The organism is Thermococcus peptonophilus (genome assembly GCF_001592435.1).
Taxonomy (GTDB): domain Archaea; phylum Methanobacteriota_B; class Thermococci; order Thermococcales; family Thermococcaceae; genus Thermococcus; species Thermococcus peptonophilus.
Map to the genome: position 1 here is coordinate 1,122,898 of NZ_CP014750.1, position 19,283 is coordinate 1,142,180.

General features: G+C 51.6%; 16 protein-coding genes. 5 read left to right on the plus strand and 11 right to left on the minus strand.

What is annotated here, in order from left to right:
- Positions 1-71: 71 nt before the first annotated feature.
- Complete coding sequence (locus A0127_RS06070; protein WP_062390861.1) at positions 72-1,616, minus strand: flippase; 1,545 nt, start codon at positions 1,614-1,616, stop codon at positions 72-74.
- Positions 1,617-1,798: 182 nt separating this feature from the next.
- On the opposite strand from A0127_RS06070, the gene A0127_RS06075 reads away from it, so the two are divergent.
- Positions 1,799-2,395: a TasA family protein gene (locus A0127_RS06075; RefSeq protein ID WP_054840682.1), complete on the plus strand. Its 597-nt coding sequence runs from the start codon at positions 1,799-1,801 to the stop codon at positions 2,393-2,395.
- A gap of 206 nt (positions 2,396-2,601) precedes the next feature.
- Positions 2,602-3,462: a cation diffusion facilitator family transporter gene (locus A0127_RS06080; RefSeq protein ID WP_062389269.1), complete on the plus strand. Its 861-nt coding sequence runs from the start codon at positions 2,602-2,604 to the stop codon at positions 3,460-3,462.
- Here the strand turns inward: A0127_RS06080 and mfnA are convergent.
- Genes mfnA through A0127_RS06095 form a run of 3 tightly spaced genes read right to left on the minus strand, consistent with a single transcriptional unit; the run spans position 3,452 to position 6,070 of the window.
- Positions 3,452-4,612: a tyrosine decarboxylase MfnA gene (gene mfnA / locus A0127_RS06085; protein WP_062389272.1), complete on the minus strand. Its 1,161-nt coding sequence runs from the start codon at positions 4,610-4,612 to the stop codon at positions 3,452-3,454. The genes A0127_RS06080 and mfnA overlap by 11 nt on opposite strands.
- Positions 4,613-4,632: 20 nt before the next feature.
- The gene (locus tag A0127_RS06090; RefSeq protein WP_062389276.1) at positions 4,633-5,823 is read right to left on the minus strand and encodes a cation:proton antiporter; all 1,191 of its coding nucleotides are present in this window, start codon (positions 5,821-5,823) and stop codon (positions 4,633-4,635) included.
- A gap of 1 nt (position 5,824) precedes the next feature.
- Entirely contained in the window at positions 5,825-6,070 is a 246-nt protein-coding gene (locus A0127_RS06095; RefSeq protein ID WP_062389279.1) for a TIGR00304 family membrane protein, read from the minus strand.
- Between the two features lie 73 nt (positions 6,071-6,143).
- Here A0127_RS06095 and A0127_RS06100 point away from each other — a divergent pair, with 73 nt between their 5' ends.
- Together A0127_RS06100 and A0127_RS06105 are read left to right on the plus strand one after the other, a co-directional pair.
- Positions 6,144-6,839, plus strand: coding sequence for an HAD family hydrolase (locus A0127_RS06100; RefSeq protein WP_062389281.1), 696 nt, complete (start codon positions 6,144-6,146; stop codon positions 6,837-6,839).
- Positions 6,811-7,440: a diacylglycerol/polyprenol kinase family protein gene (locus A0127_RS06105; RefSeq protein WP_062389284.1), complete on the plus strand. Its 630-nt coding sequence runs from the start codon at positions 6,811-6,813 to the stop codon at positions 7,438-7,440. Before A0127_RS06100 ends, A0127_RS06105 begins: the two co-directional genes overlap by 29 nt.
- Positions 7,441-7,479: 39 nt before the next feature.
- Here the strand turns inward: A0127_RS06105 and A0127_RS06110 are convergent, their stop codons facing one another.
- Positions 7,480-10,923 carry a CARDB domain-containing protein gene (locus A0127_RS06110; protein WP_062389288.1) on the minus strand — a complete coding sequence of 1,148 codons (3,444 nt, stop codon included), beginning with the start codon at positions 10,921-10,923 and terminating at the stop codon, positions 7,480-7,482.
- A gap of 124 nt (positions 10,924-11,047) precedes the next feature.
- Between A0127_RS06110 and A0127_RS06115 the strand changes: the two genes are divergently transcribed.
- The gene (locus A0127_RS06115; protein ID WP_197463563.1) at positions 11,048-13,012 is read left to right on the plus strand and encodes an alpha-amylase/4-alpha-glucanotransferase domain-containing protein; all 1,965 of its coding nucleotides are present in this window, start codon (positions 11,048-11,050) and stop codon (positions 13,010-13,012) included.
- Here A0127_RS06115 and A0127_RS06120 read toward each other — a convergent pair.
- The 6 genes from A0127_RS06120 to A0127_RS06145 form a co-directional block, all read right to left on the minus strand.
- Complete coding sequence (locus tag A0127_RS06120) at positions 12,999-13,646, minus strand: hypothetical protein (protein WP_062389296.1); 648 nt, start codon at positions 13,644-13,646, stop codon at positions 12,999-13,001. The genes A0127_RS06115 and A0127_RS06120 overlap by 14 nt on opposite strands.
- A gap of 48 nt (positions 13,647-13,694) precedes the next feature.
- Positions 13,695-15,026: an ABC transporter permease gene (locus tag A0127_RS06125; RefSeq protein WP_062389299.1), complete on the minus strand. Its 1,332-nt coding sequence runs from the start codon at positions 15,024-15,026 to the stop codon at positions 13,695-13,697.
- Positions 15,013-16,047 carry an ABC transporter permease subunit gene (locus tag A0127_RS06130; protein ID WP_082781399.1) on the minus strand — a complete coding sequence of 345 codons (1,035 nt, stop codon included), beginning with the start codon at positions 16,045-16,047 and terminating at the stop codon, positions 15,013-15,015. The genes A0127_RS06125 and A0127_RS06130 overlap by 14 nt, the downstream gene beginning before the upstream one ends.
- A gap of 145 nt (positions 16,048-16,192) precedes the next feature.
- Positions 16,193-17,101: a radical SAM protein gene (locus A0127_RS06135; RefSeq protein WP_062389305.1), complete on the minus strand. Its 909-nt coding sequence runs from the start codon at positions 17,099-17,101 to the stop codon at positions 16,193-16,195.
- 47 nt (positions 17,102-17,148) lie between these two features.
- Entirely contained in the window at positions 17,149-17,850 is a 702-nt protein-coding gene (locus tag A0127_RS06140) for a dihydroorotate dehydrogenase electron transfer subunit (RefSeq protein ID WP_062389308.1), read from the minus strand.
- On the minus strand, positions 17,828-19,060 hold the full coding sequence (locus A0127_RS06145) for a dihydroorotase (protein ID WP_062389310.1): 1,233 nt from the start codon (positions 19,058-19,060) through the stop codon (positions 17,828-17,830). The genes A0127_RS06140 and A0127_RS06145 overlap by 23 nt, the downstream gene beginning before the upstream one ends.
- Positions 19,061-19,283: the final 223 nt, after the last annotated feature.

Consider the following 19,283-nt stretch of genomic DNA (forward strand, 5'->3'; position numbering starts at 1 on the left):
TGCGTATTAAATTGGCAGGCTTATAAATTTGCCGAGGTGTTGGGACTTCTACTCGCAAAAGCCTTTTTGCCTCATTCATCCTTTGAAAGCCTTTCTATAATCCTAATGAGCCATTCCAGATTCAAACCAACTTTCTCTGCGAATTTTTCCAGATTTTTAGCTTCCTCTTTCTCTATGCACCCACTTAGAAGGACTAAGAGGAAATAACCGCCGTAGAGAGCGGCAGTCTTTAAGATCGCTCCAGGGATCGAGCCTGAATCTCCCAGGAAAACTCCGAAGACGAGCGTTACAGCGCCTATTATGAGGGCCTTAGTGTAAGCTTTTCCAAATGGCTGGACTCCCGTCGTCCTGTAGAGGACGGACACCCTGTACAGGTTCGCCGCTATATATGAGGAAGCCGTTGCCAAAGCTGCCCCATTTATCCCGTACACTGGAATGAGTGCCGCATTGAGGGCTATGTTAAGTACGGCGGCAAGGAGGTTGCCGATGAGGTTGTCTGAAGTTCTTCCGACGGCTACCAGACTCATCGCGTTGAGCCCCATTACCACATGGAACATGAAACCTAGGGACAGTATTCTTAGGGCGGTCACCGCTTCAGTGTATTTTGGTCCGAAGAACAGGTTTATTGTCCCCCCTGGAAATGCAAAGAGCAGCAGGAAGGCCGGAAAAGTCAGGATAAAGCCCCACTTCGTAGTGCTCTGATAGAGCCTTTTCAATCCTTTAAGATCCCTGCCTGTGAAGAGCACCGTCGCCATCGGCATAAAAACGAATCCAAGCGAGTTTAGAACCACGGGCAACGCTCTGGCTATTGGCGCCGCCCCGTTGTAGAGGCCAACCTTATCCGGTCCAAAATAGTAGCCCAGCATCAGGGAGTCTGTCCAGCCGAGAACATAGTCCAATATGCCCGTCAGCATGAGGGGGAATGAAAACGCTAAAAGCTCTTTTGCGAGATCCCAATCGAACTCTGGCCTTCTCGGCAACAGTCCGAACTTCCTGCCGTCTCGGAAGCCTAAAAACGCTGGGATTGTCCAAGCGGCGACATACGCAATGAACACCCAGTTGAAGCTAAGATTTAGGATGAGCACAATGAGTAAGAGAATCAGAAAAAGGAGCTGTGGGAGGACGTTCCTGTAGTAGAAGTTTTCCCGGACTCTTCCGTGCCCCCGGGATATTGCCACGATTATCATAGTTAAAACCATCGGGAGAAGCGCTGGAGAGGCTATTCTGAGAACCAAGTTGAGGTGAGGGTCGTTTAGGACATTCCCAAGATTGGGGGCCAAGGTAAATACGAGTACCGTAAGAGCCAGGGATGAGCTAGACCCTATCAAAACTCCCGTTGATGCAAGTTTTAGTGCAACGTTTCTATCTCTCTGGAGGTGGCGGGCTATCTCCCTGGAGAGGCCGTTCTGAAGTCCGAGGAGTGCAATGGTCATTGCAATGCTCAGAACTGTTACAGTGAGCGTGAACGACCCGTACTGGCTTCTCTCGTAGTATCTCGCTAGAACCGCCTTTGTGAGAAAGTTGAGGAGCATTCCCAGCACGGTCCCGGCGAGGACTATGCCCGCCCCCTTTGCGACCTTCCCCAGAGTCTCTTCGCCTCTCTCCAAGGGTTTCACCGTGGTACTGTCTTCCAAGGAATACCTTTAAACAGTTTTGGGTCTGTTAATTGGATATTCTCTCTGTTCTATTTTTATGGCTTAGTAGAATATGTTACGCTGGCAATTTTTACAACTTGGCTTCCGAAAAACTTATATATTGCTACTCGTTTTTCACTTGAAAACTATAGTTGGTGGTAGTGATGAAACAAATGTTGATCGTCATGCTGGCGGCTCTGTTGGTCTTCCTCGTCGGCCTTAGATTCGGTCTCTCGTACTTCAGCGATGTGGCGAAGTCCACGGGCAACGAGTTTTCAACGGGCGAGTTCGATATCGGGATAAGCAAGAATGGCGAGAGGTACTACGATGCCTACAAGGTCTTTGAGTTTGGAAGTCTCCTGCCGGGAGAGGAAAGGACGATCCGCTTCTACATCAAGAACCGCGGCGATTACCCTGTTTCTAGAATCTCAATGATTCTCAACGTGACCGATCGTGAAGATGGAACTCCATCCAAAGCCGAGGTGCTCGTGGACAGCACGCCCGACGTTGGAGAGCTCAGCGAGTACCTGATAGTTAAGGACATCCGTGTCTCGTTTAACGGGACAGTCATGGAACTTGACCGCTATGCTGGAAAATCCCTTCGGGAGCTTAACGGCACACTAATACACCTCTTTGACGGCAAACTGGCTGAGAACAAGGCCATAGAAGTTACCATGCGTATAGAACTCTCTCCCGATGCCGGAAACGAGTGCCAGACCGATACCTCCGAGGTGGCTATGCTCATAACTGCTTCACAATGAGCGGAAGCCACTTAAACCCCCTCTCCAATTTTTTCCTGCGATGATGAGTGATGGGCGAACCGACCGATGAGGAAGGAAAGGTGATCGCTGAGCAACCCTTTTAAGCCCCATCCTTTACCTTTTCTGGGATGATGAGTTCAGCCTTGTCCGAGCTGTGACGAGGGAGTGACGGACTGACCGCCCAAGTTGCCCATGGGGGATGGAGTTTGGAGGGACTTTACCGACCGATATGGGTTTCGATAGTCGGAAACGTTCTCCTCGGTGTGCTCAAGCTGGTAGTTGGCTTTCTATACTCCAGCATAGCCCTCATCTCGGATGGAATCCACTCTCTGAGCGACTTAATCACGAGCGTCATCGGCTACTTTGGAATGAAGGTATCATCAAAGCCCCCGGACAGAAGTCACCCCTTCGGACACTCCCGCTTTGAACCTCTGGTGGCCTTTCTCATAGGCGAGGCGCTTCTCTTGGTCGCCTATGAAATCGGAAGGGATTCAGTCTTCAGGCTTCTCAAGGGGGAGACCATTGAGGTAAACTCCCTAATGCTTGGAGTCACGGTTCTATCAATCCTTGCTAAAGAGGCTATGTTCAGGTACTCCCTACACGTCGGCAGGAAGCTCAACAGCCAGATCCTCGTTGCCGACGCCTACCACCACAGGAGCGACTCGCTGAGCAGTGTGGCTGTTCTCGTGGGTCTTAGCCTCCAGAGGCTCGGGTTCAGGTATGGGGATGGTCTCGCAGGCCTCCTGGTATCTCTCTTTCTCGTGAAGGTGGCCTTTGATGTCCTCCTTGAGAACCTCGGCTACCTGACGGGCCAAGCTCCGCCCTTTGAGGTTTGCAGGGAGATTGAAAAGCGTGCTATGAGCGTCCCAAACGTTCTCGGAGTCCATGACCTCAGGGCGCACTACGTCGGGAACAAGCTCCACGTCGAGCTCCACATTGAGGTTCCACCGGAAATCACACTCAAGGAGGCCCATGACATCAGCGAGGAAGTCAGGAAGAAGATTGAGGGTATGCCCCAAGTTGAGAGGGCCTTTGTCCACGTGGACATAAAGGGCGTTACTGAGTGAGAATAGCCATAATGCTTCTTAAATCCACCAAAAACGCCTCCAGATGTTCCTTTCTCACGTGTGGCATAACGACGATCCTTATGTAGCCGCGGTGGGCACTTATTCCCCAGCCCCGTGCTTTAAGTTCCTCTTCGAGATCTTCCAGCTTTTCAGAGCCGAAGGAGACGATGTTCAGCACTGGCTCCCTGATGAGGTAAATCCCTGGAATCTTCTTCAGCTCCGATGCGAACCATCTAGCGAGCTCCATCTTCTCTCTTACAACTTCCTTGTACCCTTCAAAGCCGAGATGCTTTATCATTGCCCATACTGCCAGAGCGTTGGCTCCTGGTCTAGTCCCCGTTATCGTCGCCTGCCGGATTTTGCCTCCAGCCAAATACGGAGCTAAAACACTTATGCTGTCCAGAAACTTCTTCTCGCGGAAGATTATTCCCCCCGCTGGGATCGGTACCATGCCCATCTTGTGTGGGTCTATGGTTATGCTCTTCACGCCCTTAAGGTGGAAGTCGAAGTCCGGGAGGTCGTAACCGAGGGCCTTTGCGAAGGGTATCACGAAGCCGCCGAAGGCGGCATCAACGTGGAGAGGAAGACCGTAGTCAAGTGCTAAGTCGCTCAGGGCCGGGATGTCGTCAACCACGCCGAGACCAGTTGACCCTGCTATCCCTACTATTCCTATCGTCCTGTCCGTTATCTTTTCCTCAACGTCCTTCACGTTGACTGTGTAGTCATCGTTCAGTTCCGCCCAGACGAGCTTCACCCCTAGCATCTCGGCGGCCTTTATGAATGAGAAGTGAGCGCTCTCTGGAAGGATCAGTTCGGGCTTTTCTATTCCAGCGAGGTTCCTCATTGCCCTCACTGCCAGGATGTTGGCCTCCGTCCCGCCGGAGACTATGTGGCCGTAGCCCTTCTCAAGTCCGAGGAGGTTGGCCAGCATGTCAACGGCTTCTTTCTCGATTTTCTGGCTCCCAACGTGGAGACCAGGATCGCCGAGGTTCCTGTCTATGTACCTCATAACGACCTTCACTGCTAAGGGATGTGGGTAAGTGCACATGGAACCGAGTATCTTGCCCGAGTCAAAGGTCAAGTCTTCTCTCGTTTTCTCTTCAAGCTCCCGCAGGACTTCTTTCTCGCTCGCCCCCATTTCTGGAAACATTATTTCACCGCCTTGCGGTACTAACTCTCCCCGGCTTTAAGCCTTTGCCTCTTCAGGTACGCCTTGAAGAATATCGGCGTTGTTAAGGCCGTCATCATTGACACTATTATAACGCTCGCGAAGATGCTCTGGTCTATGAGTCCCGTGCTGAGGCCGAACGTGAGGATAGCCAGTTCCAGGCTTCCCCTTCCACCCATCCCAATTCCCACTGCTATCGAATCTTCCCAGGAGAGGCCAACCAGCTTTGAACCAAGACCGCAGCCGATCAGCTTGCCAAGGACTGCCGAGGCGTAGAGTGCCAGAATGAGGAGAACGTTGATGTCTCTGATGGGGGGGTTGAACATCAGGCCGACGTAGATAAAGAACAGCGGCATGAAAAACTCCGTGAGAACAACCTGAAGGTCGCCTATGAGCTCGTTGAGCTTTATCCTGGTAACGACGAGGGGGTCTTTTCTCTCGCGGAGCCTGCTTATGGTCAAACCTGCCAAGTATGCCCCGATTATCTGGTTCAGCCCGACCCACTCCGATATTATGGCGAGTGCAAACGTGAGGATGAGGGTGAAGGTAAAGAAGACGTTCAGGTTTCTGACCACGCTGTAGAACCACCTGGAGCGCTTGAAGATGTACTCCGAAATCAGGAGCGTCGCGACTATGAAGGCAAAGATTTTCCCCGTCAGGATAAGGAGGGACTGGGCGTTGAAGTTCCCGCTCGCCATGCCGGTTATGATGCCTATTAGGTAAACGGCCAGTATGTCGTCCGCGAACGCCGCTCCCATGAGTATGGCAGAGACCCTTCTGTTCACCCTCTCCTTAACAAGGACGCCGCTTGTGACCTCGATTGCCGTGTTCCCGAGGGTTACGCCAACGAACACCGCCGCGGAGAACCCCTTTCCAAAGAGGTACACAGTGGCAAAGCCCAGTATGAATGAGAAAGCAACCCCGAGAACGGCCACGAACGTGGCTTTCTTCGTGTTCTGGGCTATTGCAGAGAAGTTGCTGGTCAGTCCCATGTAGAGCATCATCATTATAAGTCCGAACTGGGCCAGTACCTCAATTTCTTCTCCCTGTTTTACGATTCCAAGTGCAAACGGCCCGAGGAGAATGCCCGTTATAACGTGGGCGATGATCGGGTGTATCTCCGCCCTCTCAAAGACCCATTCTATGCTCTTTGCCACAACTAGAAGGATTGCAAGGTAGCCGAGGAACTCCACGTCATCCCCTCCTTGCGAGAAGAGTACCTATTATCCACAGAACCATCAGGAGCACCGCCAGAATCATGGCCAGGGTGACGCCTCTCCCAGTCCCAAAGACTATTGGAATGGGGCCTATCATTATGACCCCACCGCCCTCAACGTCCGTCTCACCGCTGAAGGCGGATAGCAGAGTCCCGATGAACACTAGGATGAACCCCAGAAATATCAGGGCTATCCCCGCCAGTACGAGTTCTTCGCCTCTCATCAATCCAGAACTCGTTTGTCGTCTTTAAAAGCTTTGCATTATCCTTTAAAAGCCCCAGAGGAATAATATCAATATGCTGGTAATCACCGACCTCGATGATACCCTCTGCAACACGTGGGCGGCGGGAAAAAAGGCCCTCCTTAGGACGCTTCTGTTCCTGTTCAGGAGAAGAAAGCTCCGGGCCATAGCGTACTTCCTGCTAAAAAAGTACCGTCGTTTTGAAAGCTCTGAGGCAGTCCACCTGATGGATTTGGATGAGCTTGTTGAAACCGTCTTTAGGGACGTTTACCCAGATGCTTCTGACGATGAAATCGGGGAAGTTGTGTCCTTTGTTGAGCGCACATTCTTTGACCATCTCAGTCTTTTCCCCGATGCCCTGCCGTTTCTCTCCGGTCTGAAGGAACTCGGAGCAAAAATCGTCCTCGTGACAGACTCATCAACTGAGTGGCAGAGGAAAAAACTTGAACTCCTCGGTATCTCCAAGTACTTTGATGGAATCATAATAAGCGGTGAAACCGGCCACAGCAAGCTCGAGGACTACAACTTCAGGCTTGCCCTTCAAAAGTTTCCCTCCAGCGAGGTCTACGTTGTTGGTGACCGTGACGAGACTGACATGCGCGGAGGTAGGGCGATTGGGGCCACTACCATACTGGTTCGCAGGGGCTACTTTAAGTCCCGAAAAGTCAGGTTCGCTGATTACGTTGTGAACAGCCTTCTTGAGGCCCTGGAGGTGATAGAGCGTGAGCATAAGAAGCGAGCTGAAGCGTAAGGCGCTCCATCTCACTGGACTTACGGTGCCTGCCATTTATCTCTGCTGTGGCAAGACCACAACGCTTGTTTTCATAGGTTTTGCTTTTGTTCTCTTCGTCGTGCTTGAGCCATTCAGGATAATTGAAGAATGGAGGGATAGGATAAAGTACCGCCTTCTGAATATGTATCCTTCCCCCGAGCTGGGCAGGGGAATTGAGCTTATAGAAAACCATATTGAGGCTATAACGAGACCCCATGAGCGTGAGAGGGTTGCGGCTCACATTTACTTTGCGGCCGCTTCGTTCATAGTTGTGTATTTCTTCCCGATGAAGGTGGCGGTGGGCGCCATAACCGTTGCAACTCTGGGGGATGCCCTGGCCGCTATAATCGGTAAAAGCCTCGGGAGGCACCGCTTCTCAAATGGTAAGAGCCTTGAGGGGAGCTTGGCATACTTCGTTACAGCCCTGCTGGTTTTAATCCCTCTTGTGGGGTTTGCTCCCGCTTTAATTGGTGCGGCCGTCGGCACTATTGTGGAGTTCTACAACGTTCCACCCGATGATAACTTTTCAAACCAGCTGGCCGTTGCAGTTGCAGTGTATTTGGCATCGGTGGTAGTTTGATTCACCGGGAGAAAAGCGAAAAGGAAGAAAAGGAAGGCTTCAGGTTATGGAGACCGAGGCGAACTCGGTAAACGTGTCCTCGTCGCCCCACTCGTCTCCTGGCTGCTTGTCCCTGACTGCATCTTGGAGCGGCAGTGAATCAACGGCGGAGTCTCCGACACCCTGTCCAGTGACATAGGCAACGATGTTGATTTCCTTGGGCTTTCCACCAAGCTCCTCCCATGGGATGGCTATTTCAAGGGTCTGCAGGCCGTTTTCTGCTCCTCCGGTGTAGTTGTAGAATCCAACCCACTGGAGGTTCTTGTAGTCCCATCCGCTTCCGTTCCAGATCACCAGCTGAGCGCTGGTTATCGTGCTCGTTCCGGGGTCTCCGAAGAACTCACCGTTCCAGAAGAAGTAGAGCTGTGCATCTATTCCCCTAGTGAAGCTGAGCTTCTTGCCCCAGCTGTCCTGTCCGGTGGTGTAGCCGCCGTCCTTGTAGTCGAGGGAGATTCCATAGACAACCCTCCAGGAAGCTTTGTTGTCCGTGGTGAGGGCTATGTACAGGAAGTTGTCGTCGTAGTCCACGTAAAGAGCCTTAAGGTTGGCACCATCTTGGCCGTATCCTTCTGTGTCAACTGCGACCGGCTGGACTTTCCAGTCGTCAAGGTTGCCGTCTATGGTCTTCGTGAGCTTCTTGGAGAGCTCCTCGATGTGCGCCTGCCTCTCCGCGATTCCCATCTCAATGAGCTCTTTCATCTCCTGCATTTCTTTAACGATCTTGATGAGTCCAGTGTACGCCCTGAATACCTTTATGGCCCCGATGAACACGGCAGACTCCTTGTTTATCATGTCCATTCCTTCGTTGTACATGCTGAGGAGTTCGGCAACTTCGTTTTCGTACTCCGAGAGCTTTTCGGCCATTTCTGATGTAAGCGTCTGGTTTCTCAAGTACTGGTCTAGGTAGGTGTAGTTCATGTAGTACTCTCTGAACTTGGTTGCGCCGTAGTACTTGTTCAGGTTGATAAAGTGGTTCCACCTTTCCCTTCTCTTTCTCTCCTCCTCTTTTCTCTGTATCTCCCTTCTGATCTGTTCGTAGTCGATGCTCTTAGCGTTTTCGACGATTCCGTTGGTTTCCAGCTGTATTGCATAGTCAAGGTAGCCATCCGCGACTTCGTCCTCAGTAGATTTAATGCTCAGCACATCGACCGCATCGCTTTTGGTGTCGTCTTCGAAGTCATTTCCAAAGTTCCAGACGCCCTCTCCGTAGCTCAGTCCCGTTGCCACAGTAAAATTGAACTTGGTCGTGTTCTCGAACAGCTCGACTGGAACCCTAACCTCAATGGTGTTCTTAGACAGGTCAACGCCAACAACGGCCCCGTTGACAGTTAGGATGTTCCCATCGGGGTCTACGAAGTAAAGCATTGAGGTAAGCGAGTTTCCAGCTCCTTCGATGGCGCTGGTCTTCCCAACGTCCTGGTTGCACTTGAGGTTGACCGCCATCTGGACGTCCCAGAGGAAGCTCGTCCTGGTGTCCATTCTTCCCGCTACCCAGTCGGCTCCCCCATCTTTGTAGTCTATCGGAACCGCGACGAACGTTGCACCGTTGTCTCCTATCTTTATGTTGCTCATGTTTGCGAAGCGGAACATGAAGTAAACGTAGCGGTCGTCCTTTGTTACGGCGATCTCAGTCAGGTCGGCGTGGGAGGATGTTTTTCCAGGCAGGTACTCATCTTTGTCTTTTCTGTTGTCCCCAATTTTGTCCGCCCATATGAACGTGCCGTTGACAACTGTGTAGTTGTTCTCACTTATTTCTGCAGTGGGCCAGTCACTCGGGTCGCCGTCAACGTCGATCTTGCCGACCCAGATTACCTCAACGTTCATTGTCGCAACGTTGTTGTCCTCGTTGGCCTCGGGTATCTTGTTCTCCTCATCAACAGTGGTCTTTATTGTATAAACGCCCGTCTCGTTGGGCTTCCATGTGAGTGTAAACCACTTCTTCTCTCCAGCTCCCAGGTCGGTCGTCCAGTTGGTGTAGAGGGTGTCGTTTACGTAAACCCTGACGTTTACGTTGTTCGCCGGAAGGGAGCCTCCGTTTTCGACTGTGACGTTGTAAGTGGTTGTTCTGTTGAGGCCGGCTACACCTGGGCCGCTGAGGCTCACTTTGAGGTCGGGCATAAGGAACATCTCGAACTCCGCCATCTGGGAGATAGCGTCGATGTCATTCCACTCATCTGCGCTGTCTACGGCGACGCTTTCCTGAGGGAGGATGTCAACTGCACTTCCGCTTCCCCCAGTTATCCATGCTGAAACCGCAAAGTGGCTGTGCATCCCACCTATGGCCGACCATGGTATCGCCACTTCAAGGGTCTTGAGGCCCGTTGAGGAGTCTCCAGTGTAGTTATACTTGCCTCCAACGTCCACGAGGTTCGGCCAGTCCCAGTTGCCGTTGTACGGGTTGAGCTGGGCGGCCGTTATCTTGGCCTGTCCGTCGTCCCACCAGAAGTAGACCTCATAGTCAATCGCATAGCCGTTTGTGAAGTTTATCTGCCTGCCCCAGGCGTCTCCACCACCGGTGTAGCCGTTTCCTGTCCCTGGGTCAACGTCTATCCCAAAGCCGTAGGCCATCCCCCAGTTGGCGGTGTTGTTGGTGACTATTGCAAGGTAGAGGTAGTCCTTGTCCCAGGAGACGTAGAGCTTGCTGAGGTTGCCGCCTGGGACTCCAACACCCATCTTGTCAACGGCCGCTATCTCGTTAGAGCTCCAGTCATTCAAATTACCGTCGATGGTCTTGCTTTCGACGTAGAGGACTGCAAGGTTGGTGAAGGTGTCGGTGTCTCCCCATTCGCCTCCAATGTTGGAGTAGTCTATGGCAGGGTCAACCGGAAGACTGTCCACAGCCGATGATCCGTCACCACCGGCCACCCATGCTATGATTGCGATCTCGTCGGGTCTTCCGCCGAGGGCACTCCATGGTATCTTTATCTCAAGGGTCTGGAGACCGATTGAGGTGTTTCCGATGTATGAAAACTCTCCACCAACCTCGGCTATGCCCTTGTAGTCCCATCCGCTCCCGGTCCAAGTGTTGAAGTTGTCGGTTCCCATTCCTGAACCGCCACTCCACCAGAAGTATATCTCGTAGTCAACCGCAAAGCCATTGGAGAACTCAATCTTTCTTCCCCAGGAGTCGCTTGTTCCGTTGTAGCCGTTTCCTGTCCCTGGGTCAACGTCTATCCCAAAGCCGTAGGCCACGTCCCAACTCTGGGTGTTGTTTGTCTTTATTGCTATGTACAGGTACTGGTCGTCCCAGGCAACGTAGAGCTTGTCTAGGTTGGCCCCCGCTTGGCCGTTGTCCTTCCCAACAGTCACAAGGTCTGAAATCGTCCAGTCGTTGAGGTTGCCATCTATTATTTTAGTGCCGTACATCGCGGAGGCAAAGTGCGACGCTGGCACTAAGCTAAACATCAAAACAAAAACTATCAGGAGTGTAGCTGTTCTCCCCATAGTGCTCACCTCTATTCCATTCCCCTGTGGGGGTTCAGTAGTCACCTTCAGTGAGTATTGAGAAGAAAAGGTTTATATGCCTTTCTTCTCATATCACCGCTAGTGATAACAAGGTTTGTTGGTGATGGGGATGGTGAACTTCATATTTGGTATCCACAACCATCAGCCACTCGGAAATTTTGGATGGGTGATGGAGAGCGCCTACGAGAAGTCTTACAGGCCTTTCATGGAGACCCTTGAGGAGTATCCAAACATGAAGGTCGCGGCCCACTACTCCGGCCCGCTCCTCGAGTGGATACAGAACAACAAACCAGAACACCTCGATTTGCTCCGCTCGCTCGTCAAGAGGGGACAGCTTGAGATAGTGGTTGCTGGCTTCTACGAGCCTGTTCTTGCCTCGATTCCGAAGGAAGACAGAATAGTCCAGATAGAGAAGCTCAAGGAGTTTGCCAAGGAGCTCGGGTACGAGGCAAAGGGGGTCTGGCTCACCGAGAGGGTCTGGCAGCCAGAACTGGTTAAGAGCCTCCGCGCGGCTGGAATAGACTACGTCATCGTTGACGACTACCACTTCATGAGTGCGGGCCTCTCGAAGGAGGAACTGTTCTGGCCCTACTACACAGAGGACGGCGGAGAGGTTATATCCGTCTTTCCGATAGATGAGAAGCTCCGCTATCTAATCCCCTTCCGCCCGGTTGATAAGACCATTGAGTACCTCCACTCGCTCGATGACGGCGATGAAAGCAAGGTTGCTGTCTTCCACGACGACGGCGAGAAGTTCGGCGTCTGGCCTGGAACCTACGAGTGGGTCTACGAGAAGGGCTGGCTCAGGGAGTTCTTTGACAATGTTTCAAGCGACGAGAGGATAAACCTCATACTCTACTCCGAGTACCTTCAGAGGTTCAGGCCGCGTGGCCTAGTTTATCTCCCGATAGCCTCCTACTTTGAGATGAGCGAGTGGAGCCTTCCGGCAAAGCAGGCCAAGCTCTTTGTAGAGTTCGTCGAGGAGCTGAAGAAAGAGAACAAGTTTGACCGCTACCGCGTCTTCGTCCGCGGCGGAATCTGGAAGAACTTCTTCTTCAAGTATCCTGAGAGCAACTACATGCACAAGAGAATGCTGATGGTGAGCAAGGCAGTCAGGGACAACCTAGAGGCGAGGGAATTCATCCTCAGGGCCCAGTGCAATGACGCCTACTGGCACGGCGTCTTCGGCGGTGTTTACCTCCCGCACCTCCGCAGGGCCGTCTGGGAGAACATCATAAAGGCCAACAGCTACGTTAAAACCGGAAACTTCGTCAGGGACATCGACTTCGACGGCAGGGACGAGGTCTTCATCGAGAACGAGAACTTTTACGCCGTCTTCAAACCAGCTTACGGTGGGGCCCTCTTCGAGCTCTCCTCCAAGAGGAAAGCAGTCAACTACAACGACGTTCTCGCGAGGCGCTGGGAGCACTACCACGAGGTTCCTGAGGCGGCAACCCCAGAGGAAGAAGGCGGGGAGGGTGTTGCCAGCATCCACGAGCTTGGAAAGCAGATTCCCGACGAGATAAGGCGCGAGCTCGCCTACGACAGCCACCTGAGGGCCATCCTGCAGGACCACTTCCTCGACCCAGAGACGACGCTCGACGAGTACAGGCTGAGCCGCTACATCGAGCTTGGGGACTTCCTCACCGGTGCTTACAACTTCAGCCTTATTGAGAACGGAATAACCCTTGAGCGCGACGGGAGCGTTACAAAGAAGCAGGCCAGGGTAGAAAAGTCGGTCAGGCTCACCGATGATGGTTTCATAGTGGACTACACCGTCAGAAGCGATACCAGAGCCCTCTTCGGCGTCGAGCTCAACCTGGCAGTCCACAGCGTTATGGAGGAGCCGGCCGAGTTCGAGGCGGAGAAGTTCGAGGTGAACGACCCCTACGGCATCGGAAGGGTTGAGATAGAGCTCGACAGAAGGGCAAAAGTCTGGAAGTACCCTATAAAGACCCTCAGCCAGAGTGAGAGTGGATGGGACTTCATCCAGCAGGGCGTTAGCTACACCGTTCTCTTCCCTGTCGAGGGAGAACTCAGGTTCAGACTCCGCTTCAGGGAGCTCTGAACTTTATTCTCTCCTTTGCCTTTTCCGCCTTCTGCTTCCCTTTCAGTGCTATCATAAATGTTAGAGCCTCAACACTGTCTTCAAGGAGCAGACCCCTGTTGTCCTTCGCTATCAAGTATCCAAATACCAGCCCGAAAATCGCTCCGGCGACCCAAAGCTCCAGGAGGAACTTTCCCACGCTCCCGTGCGAAATCGTTACAGCACTTAGAGTCTTGTACGCCAGCAACATGGCAAATGGGAACGCCGCTTCGAGTATTAGAGAAATCCTGACGGCTTTTTCAAGGATGCCCAAAACCCTTCCCTCTGCCATCTCCTTGAGAATCTTTCCATCGTGGCTGGAGTAAACTAGGAGCCTCGCTATGTTCGCCCCGCTCCGGAAGGCTAAAAGACCGAAGACCGCGCCGAGCAGACTTGCATCTTTCAGCTTGAAAAAGGCCCCGAGGCCAATGAGGACCCACACTGGGGTGTATAACCTCTCCAAACTTTTCTTTTGGTTTTCAGGAACCTGGATGCGTAGGAGCTTCTTCAGAACTTTGCCAGCCATCCGCTTTGCAAAAAGGATTGGCTTGATGAAGAGGTTTGCGAGGGAGAGGAGTATCAGGATGTAAACCGCCACCAGCGTCCAGACGTTCATGGGGGGGTCACCACGTAGTCATATGGGTTGAAAAAAATAAAACTTTGGCTAGACTTTCATAAACTCGTCCTCTATCCACGTGGCTATCAGAGTGAAGGAAACCGAAAGCACCGCTATCGAAACGGCCACCGGTAGAACCTGCCACCAATTGAGGTTGTAGGAGTAGAGGCTCGTCCTGCCCATCACGACAGTCTGGCTCATTATGGAGCCCCAGTTAAAGCCCGGCACTATGGAGAAGAACCCGAGGAGCGTTATCAGAGCGAGGATTTTCGGGATGGTTATCGAGAACTGGTGAAGGGAGTATGGAATGAGGACCCTAGGCATGTGTTTCTTCAATATCCACGACCAGTTGCCCCCGAGTGCTATTGCGGATTCTACGTATCCCTTCCTAAGCTCTTCCTTCACTATCGCCCTGACGCTTCTTGATGCTTCACCGGCAACTATAAGGCCGAGGATGAATGCCACCACTATAGGTCTTGCAGTGGCCATCTGTTTTGAGGCGTTGAACGTTCCGAGGTCTATTGCCACCGCTCCAACAAAGGGCAGAAGTGGAATTATCGTGAGAAGCCTTGAGATCAGGTTTGAGAGCCTGCCAACTTTTCCCCGGACAGCCCCGCTCATGCCGAGGAGGAAGGAGAGGCCGACGGCAATGAATGCCCCTTCAATCGTTACCAGTATCGTGTCCCTTGTGCTCCCGATGAAGCCAGCCCACACGTCCCTTCCGAATGGGTCGGTTCCAAGAACCCCGTAGCTCTCGCCTTGAACTAGGATTCTAGCACTTTCTTTTGGGCTGAACTTTTCATCGGGAAAATAAAACGGCTCCAAGATTATTTTGTACTTCCCTTTTACCAATTTGGGATTGTTGAAACAGTCTTGAGTGTCGGGTTCTGTAAACAGTATCGAGAACGGAGGTCTGAGCATGACCTTCTTGTCAAGGTTGGGGCACTTTTCAGTCTTCATCCTCTCCCAGTCGGGGGCGAAGAGCAGGTTCCTGCCGATATAGATGCCATCTGGGAAGGGGTCTCCTTCGTAGAGGGTGTAGCTCTCGTTGAGAGGGGTTATGATTGTTATTCGTATTTTTCTAGTTGAATTTGCGAGAACGAGTATATCTCTAGGCACTTTGGAGTACTTGAAGTCGTAAGTGAAAATCACCCTTCCGTCCACGTACTCGCCGGGGAGCCACTCCGTCTTTGGAAGTCCCCTCAGCTCTCCGTAGAATGCGGGCGGAGCGTTTGGAGGGTTGTTTTTCCACAGATCTAGGTCGTCCCATTTCTCGGCTATATTCGGATAAAAGTGAGGTCCGATAATTGCCATTATGATGTATGAGGTGACTATTGTTATGGACAGGATGATCCTGAGGGGTACTCTAATCCTCGCCATACACTTCCCTCCTGGGGTCCAGGCGAAGGTACAGAGCTTCCATTATCGTGGAGTTCAGGAAGTAGAGGATTGCCATGATGAAGGCCACAAAGAAAACGAGGTAGGGGTTGAAGTAGAACATTGGCGCCCACCCATCGCCAGTAAAGACGTAGAACCTGTCTATGGCCTTTGTCAGGACGAATCCAATGCCAGGAACGTCGAAGAGCTTTTCGAGAGCCATTCCGTTTATCATAAGGTTCAGGAAGTTGTAGCTCGTGTAGGTTAAGAAGGAAGGTGTGACTGTTCTCAAAAGCTTTCGGAGGATCCTCCTCTCGGGAAGTCCCTTCATGACATCGGCGAAAAAGTAGTCCTCCTTAACTTCTTTCTTCACGAAGTTCCTCACGTGGAACGCGTAGACCGCTATGTTGCCGATTGTTAGGGCGAGGAGCGGGATTAGAAGGGCTGTAAAATAGTCGCTTATCCCGGGGCCTCCATTGGCCATTTCGCGGTGTATGTAATTAAGATAGCTGATCGTACCTATGTCGAACTTCCACCACAGCGTCCACAGGAGGAATAAACCCCAGAACCAGGCGGGGATTCCAGAGAAAACCGGCGCGAGGATGAGCAGGATTTTATCCGATAATCCGCCCCTATATCCCGCGTGGAGCCCCCAGTAGAGGCCGAGGGGCAGAACTATGAGCATTACAATCGTCAGCAACGAGAGTGTAGTAAGAACAGTGGTCTCGGGGGTTATACCAGTTACGTATTGGAAAAGCTCCCTTGGTGTCGTCTTATAGTCCCTAAACACTCCGAAGAAGATGCCCCTCCACCCTATCTCCCCTTTCCCTTTCGTGAAAACACTTATTGAAAACTGGAAATACTCCCAGGTTCTGTAGAGGGCTTCTTTTAGGGTTAGGTCCCTGGGTGGCTCCTCTCCAATCATAACTGCTTTCTCATCGGCGTATGCTATGGCGATCCCCGTTATGAGAAGCGCAATAACGACGAGGAGAAGGTTTTCCATTAGTTGCCTAATGGGCTTCACCCTTGAGCGAGTTTAGTTCCGAAGTTTTTAACTTTTACTTTTGTGGAAATTAATAGAATTCAAAATAGTTGCATATGGGAACGTCCAAAGCAGATAATTCTCTGGAGTAATAGGACGAATGATGTCATAATGTCATGCAATAGTACTAAAGGAGCCTCTCCCTCTTAACTGCAGGTGCCACTTCTCTAGCGACCCTTTTCGCGCTGAAGAGCGTCAGCGGATCCATTGTCCTGTATATCGCAAGCTGACAGCCGCTTATCCTCACGTCTATGTACTTCTTGGCTTCCATAGCCGCCTTGAGAAACTCCCTTATGCTCTCTGCTCTCTCGAAGTCCAGACCGGCTTTCTTCAGTCTCTCAACGTTAAGCTCGTGAATGGTTAGCGGCTGGAGCATCATCTCGTCTATTCCGAGGGAAGCGGCGAGCTCGGCTATCTTCGGTATGTCCTCGTCGTTTATGCCCGGCATGAAGATGGTCCTCACAACCGAGTGGACGGACTTGTCTGAACCAACGATTTTGAGGGCGTTGACGACGGCCTCAAAAGTGTCCGCGTTTGTAATCTTGAGGTGCTTCTCTCTGCTCGCGGCGTCGAGGCTTATCATTACGAGATCGAAGTCAAGCTTTGCCCACAGCTCCTCGGTCAGGAGGGAACCGTTGGTCTGCAGATCAAGTCTTGCATTCGGAAACCTCTCGCGGAGCATCCTGTTGACCTCGACTATGCGCGGGCTTATCAGCGGCTCTCCGTACTGGGAAACTGTTATTGCGTACGGGTTTTCCCAGCCGTAGTAGCCGGGCTTCGGTGCCTTTCCGAGTTTCACCGCGACGTTTGAGTAGCAGAAGATACAGTCGTGGTTGCACGCCGGAGTCAGCTCGTAGCTTGGATGGTGAACAGGATTCGGGTTGCTTAAATCAAGTCCCTGGCAGCCTTGGCAGTGAGTGGGAAACTTCAAATCCATCACGAACTGCTTTAAAAGCCTGGCCTCTTTGTTCTCGAGTATCTGGGGTTCGACGCCCATGCTCCTCGCAAAGTCTTCCCACTTCATCTTTATACCCATCTTCTCACCGGAGAGAGCAGAAAAGGTGGGTTTAAAAAGGTGATTGGTCATAGAAGTCCAACGAGCTTTTCTCCCTCAAAGACGGGTCCATCTCTGCAGACGAGATATTTCCCAAGGTTGCAGGATCCGCAGACACCTATACCACACTTCATGTACCTCTCCGCTGATATTTGGACATTTTTGTAGTCCATAGCCCGCAGCACCGCCTTCAGCATCGGCTCCGGACCGCAGGCGTAGACCTGGTCGAACTCTTCCTTTCTCTCGGTGAGAATATCAGTCGGAAAACCCTTCCTTCCTGCGGAGCCATCGTCCGTTGTTATTACAACATCGTCCACGTAGTCTCCAATGTCCAGTAGTGCAAGTTCGTCCTTTGATCGGGCCCCGTATATGAGGGTTATCTGGTCGAATTCTTTCTGGTTTTTCCTTGCGAAGGCATATAGGGGTGGGATACCTATACCCCCGCCGACGAGGGCTACTTTTTCTCCCTTCTTGATAAATCCATGGCCGTAGGGCCCTCTGATCCAAAGCCTGTCCCCCTCTTCAAGCTTGAAGAGCTCTGTAGTGAACGGTCCGACGCGCTTTACGACTATCATATCCCTCCATGCTAGGCTGAATGGTTTCTCCCCAACACCCGGGAGCCAGGTCATCACGAACTGCCCCGGTGTGAACTCGATCCTCTTATTGAATCTAAAGGCCTTCACGTCCTTTGCCACATCCCATATCTCCTCAATATTTACCACCCTGTACATCCAGCCTTACCCCCTCCGGCTTTCCTATGATTTCATCGTCTTCCATAACGACCCTTCCCTTAAGAACAGTCATCACGACCTTTCCCTTCAGCTTTTTCCCTTCCCAGGGACTCCATTTTGCCTTTGTGTAGAACTCCTCGGGCTTGACCGTCCATTCTCTCCGGGGGTCAGCTATCGTGAAAGTCGCCTCGTTTCCCGGTGAGAAATCGCGTCCCTTAATGCCGAAGAACCTCACGGGGTTGTCGTGCATCTTCTCAACGATGTCGAATATCGTCATGAGTCCCCTGTTTGTGGCGTCCAGAAGGAGTGCTACCTCGGTTTCCAGCCCCGGAATTCCTGCTGCGCCCGCTTTTTTATCTTCAATGGTGTGCGGCGCGTGGTCGCTCGCTATTATTGGGATTTTTGAGAGGCTCTGCCAGAGGGCTTTTCTGTGCTCCTCACTTCTCAGCGGCGGGTAGACCTTGAGCAGGGGGTTCTCCTCAAAGTCCATTTTCGTGAGAAAGAGATGGTGTGGTGTAACCTCGAAGCTCACCCAGGGAAAGTTCTTTTTGAGTATTGCCTCAATTCCACCTGCAGTTGAGACGTGACATATGTTGAGTGGCTTCCCCAGTTTTTCCGCGGCATTAAGAGCTTTATTTATCGCTCTGATTTCAGCTTCCGGAGGTCGGTCGGGATTCTTATTTATGGCCTCTGGGTCTTCGGCATGGACGCTGGCGATGCCGGGGGCGCAGGAATAGTCGATTTCAAAGTCCTCTGAGAATATCCCTCCGGTCGATGTTCCCATGAATATTTTATAAAAATCTGCCCTCACTCCAGACGCTTCCCCGCAGTTTCCGGCAAGAAGGAAGCCCGCGGCATAGTCGGTGTAGGCATGCTTCTCAAGGATGTTCAATCTTTCTTTGAAAGTTTTGATGTCCATGATAGGAGGTTTTGTGTTCGGCATGTCAAAGACTGCCGTTATGCCTCCATGGACGGCTGCCTTAGTTCCACTTTCCACGGTCTCCTTTTCCTTTTGCTCAAAGTCTCTCAAATGGACGTGAGTGTCTATAAGACCAGGCAGTATAACTTCATTATTCCTGAAAACTATTGTCTCTTCACCTTTAATGTCTCTCTTGGAGATATCTGTTATAATGCCGTTATCTATGCCGATGCTCCCTCTGACTATCTCACCGTTTAGTACAAACTTTCCAGATAGAACCAGCTCATGCATGAGTGCCCACGCGGGCTTAATCTTCCTTAGTTTTAAGCTTTTTTGTAGAGGTTTCTGAACTCACATCCTTTTTCTGGTTTTCTACAGGTATGTCTGCTGTTTTTTACTCTGATTTAGAATTTCCAAGGTTGTAAAATCCATTAAATATGTGATATGTGGCGCAATCAAATTATGCTGTGCCTTTATCCTGGATGTAGGCTAGTTGACCTTTTTCCAGTCTGTT

Bases quoted from the DNA above. Each gene is read 5' to 3' on its own strand.
- mfnA (WP_062389272.1), bottom strand. From the start codon at position 4,612: ATGTTTCCAGAAATGGGGGCGAGCGAGAAAGAAGTCCTGCGGGAGCTT.
- A0127_RS06115 (WP_197463563.1), top strand. From the start codon at position 11,048: ATGGGGATGGTGAACTTCATATTTGGTATCCACAACCATCAGCCACTC.
- A0127_RS06140 (WP_062389308.1), bottom strand. From the start codon at position 17,850: ATGTACAGGGTGGTAAATATTGAGGAGATATGGGATGTGGCAAAGGAC.
- A0127_RS06135 (WP_062389305.1), bottom strand. From the start codon at position 17,101: ATGGGTATAAAGATGAAGTGGGAAGACTTTGCGAGGAGCATGGGCGTC.
- A0127_RS06110 (WP_062389288.1), bottom strand. From the start codon at position 10,923: ATGGGGAGAACAGCTACACTCCTGATAGTTTTTGTTTTGATGTTTAGC.
- A0127_RS06095 (WP_062389279.1), bottom strand. From the start codon at position 6,070: ATGAGAGGCGAAGAACTCGTACTGGCGGGGATAGCCCTGATATTTCTG.
- A0127_RS06100 (WP_062389281.1), top strand. From the start codon at position 6,144: ATGCTGGTAATCACCGACCTCGATGATACCCTCTGCAACACGTGGGCG.
- A0127_RS06145 (WP_062389310.1), bottom strand. From the start codon at position 19,060: ATGCATGAGCTGGTTCTATCTGGAAAGTTTGTACTAAACGGTGAGATA.
- A0127_RS06125 (WP_062389299.1), bottom strand. From the start codon at position 15,026: ATGGCGAGGATTAGAGTACCCCTCAGGATCATCCTGTCCATAACAATA.
- A0127_RS06120 (WP_062389296.1), bottom strand. From the start codon at position 13,646: ATGAACGTCTGGACGCTGGTGGCGGTTTACATCCTGATACTCCTCTCC.
- A0127_RS06075 (WP_054840682.1), top strand. From the start codon at position 1,799: ATGAAACAAATGTTGATCGTCATGCTGGCGGCTCTGTTGGTCTTCCTC.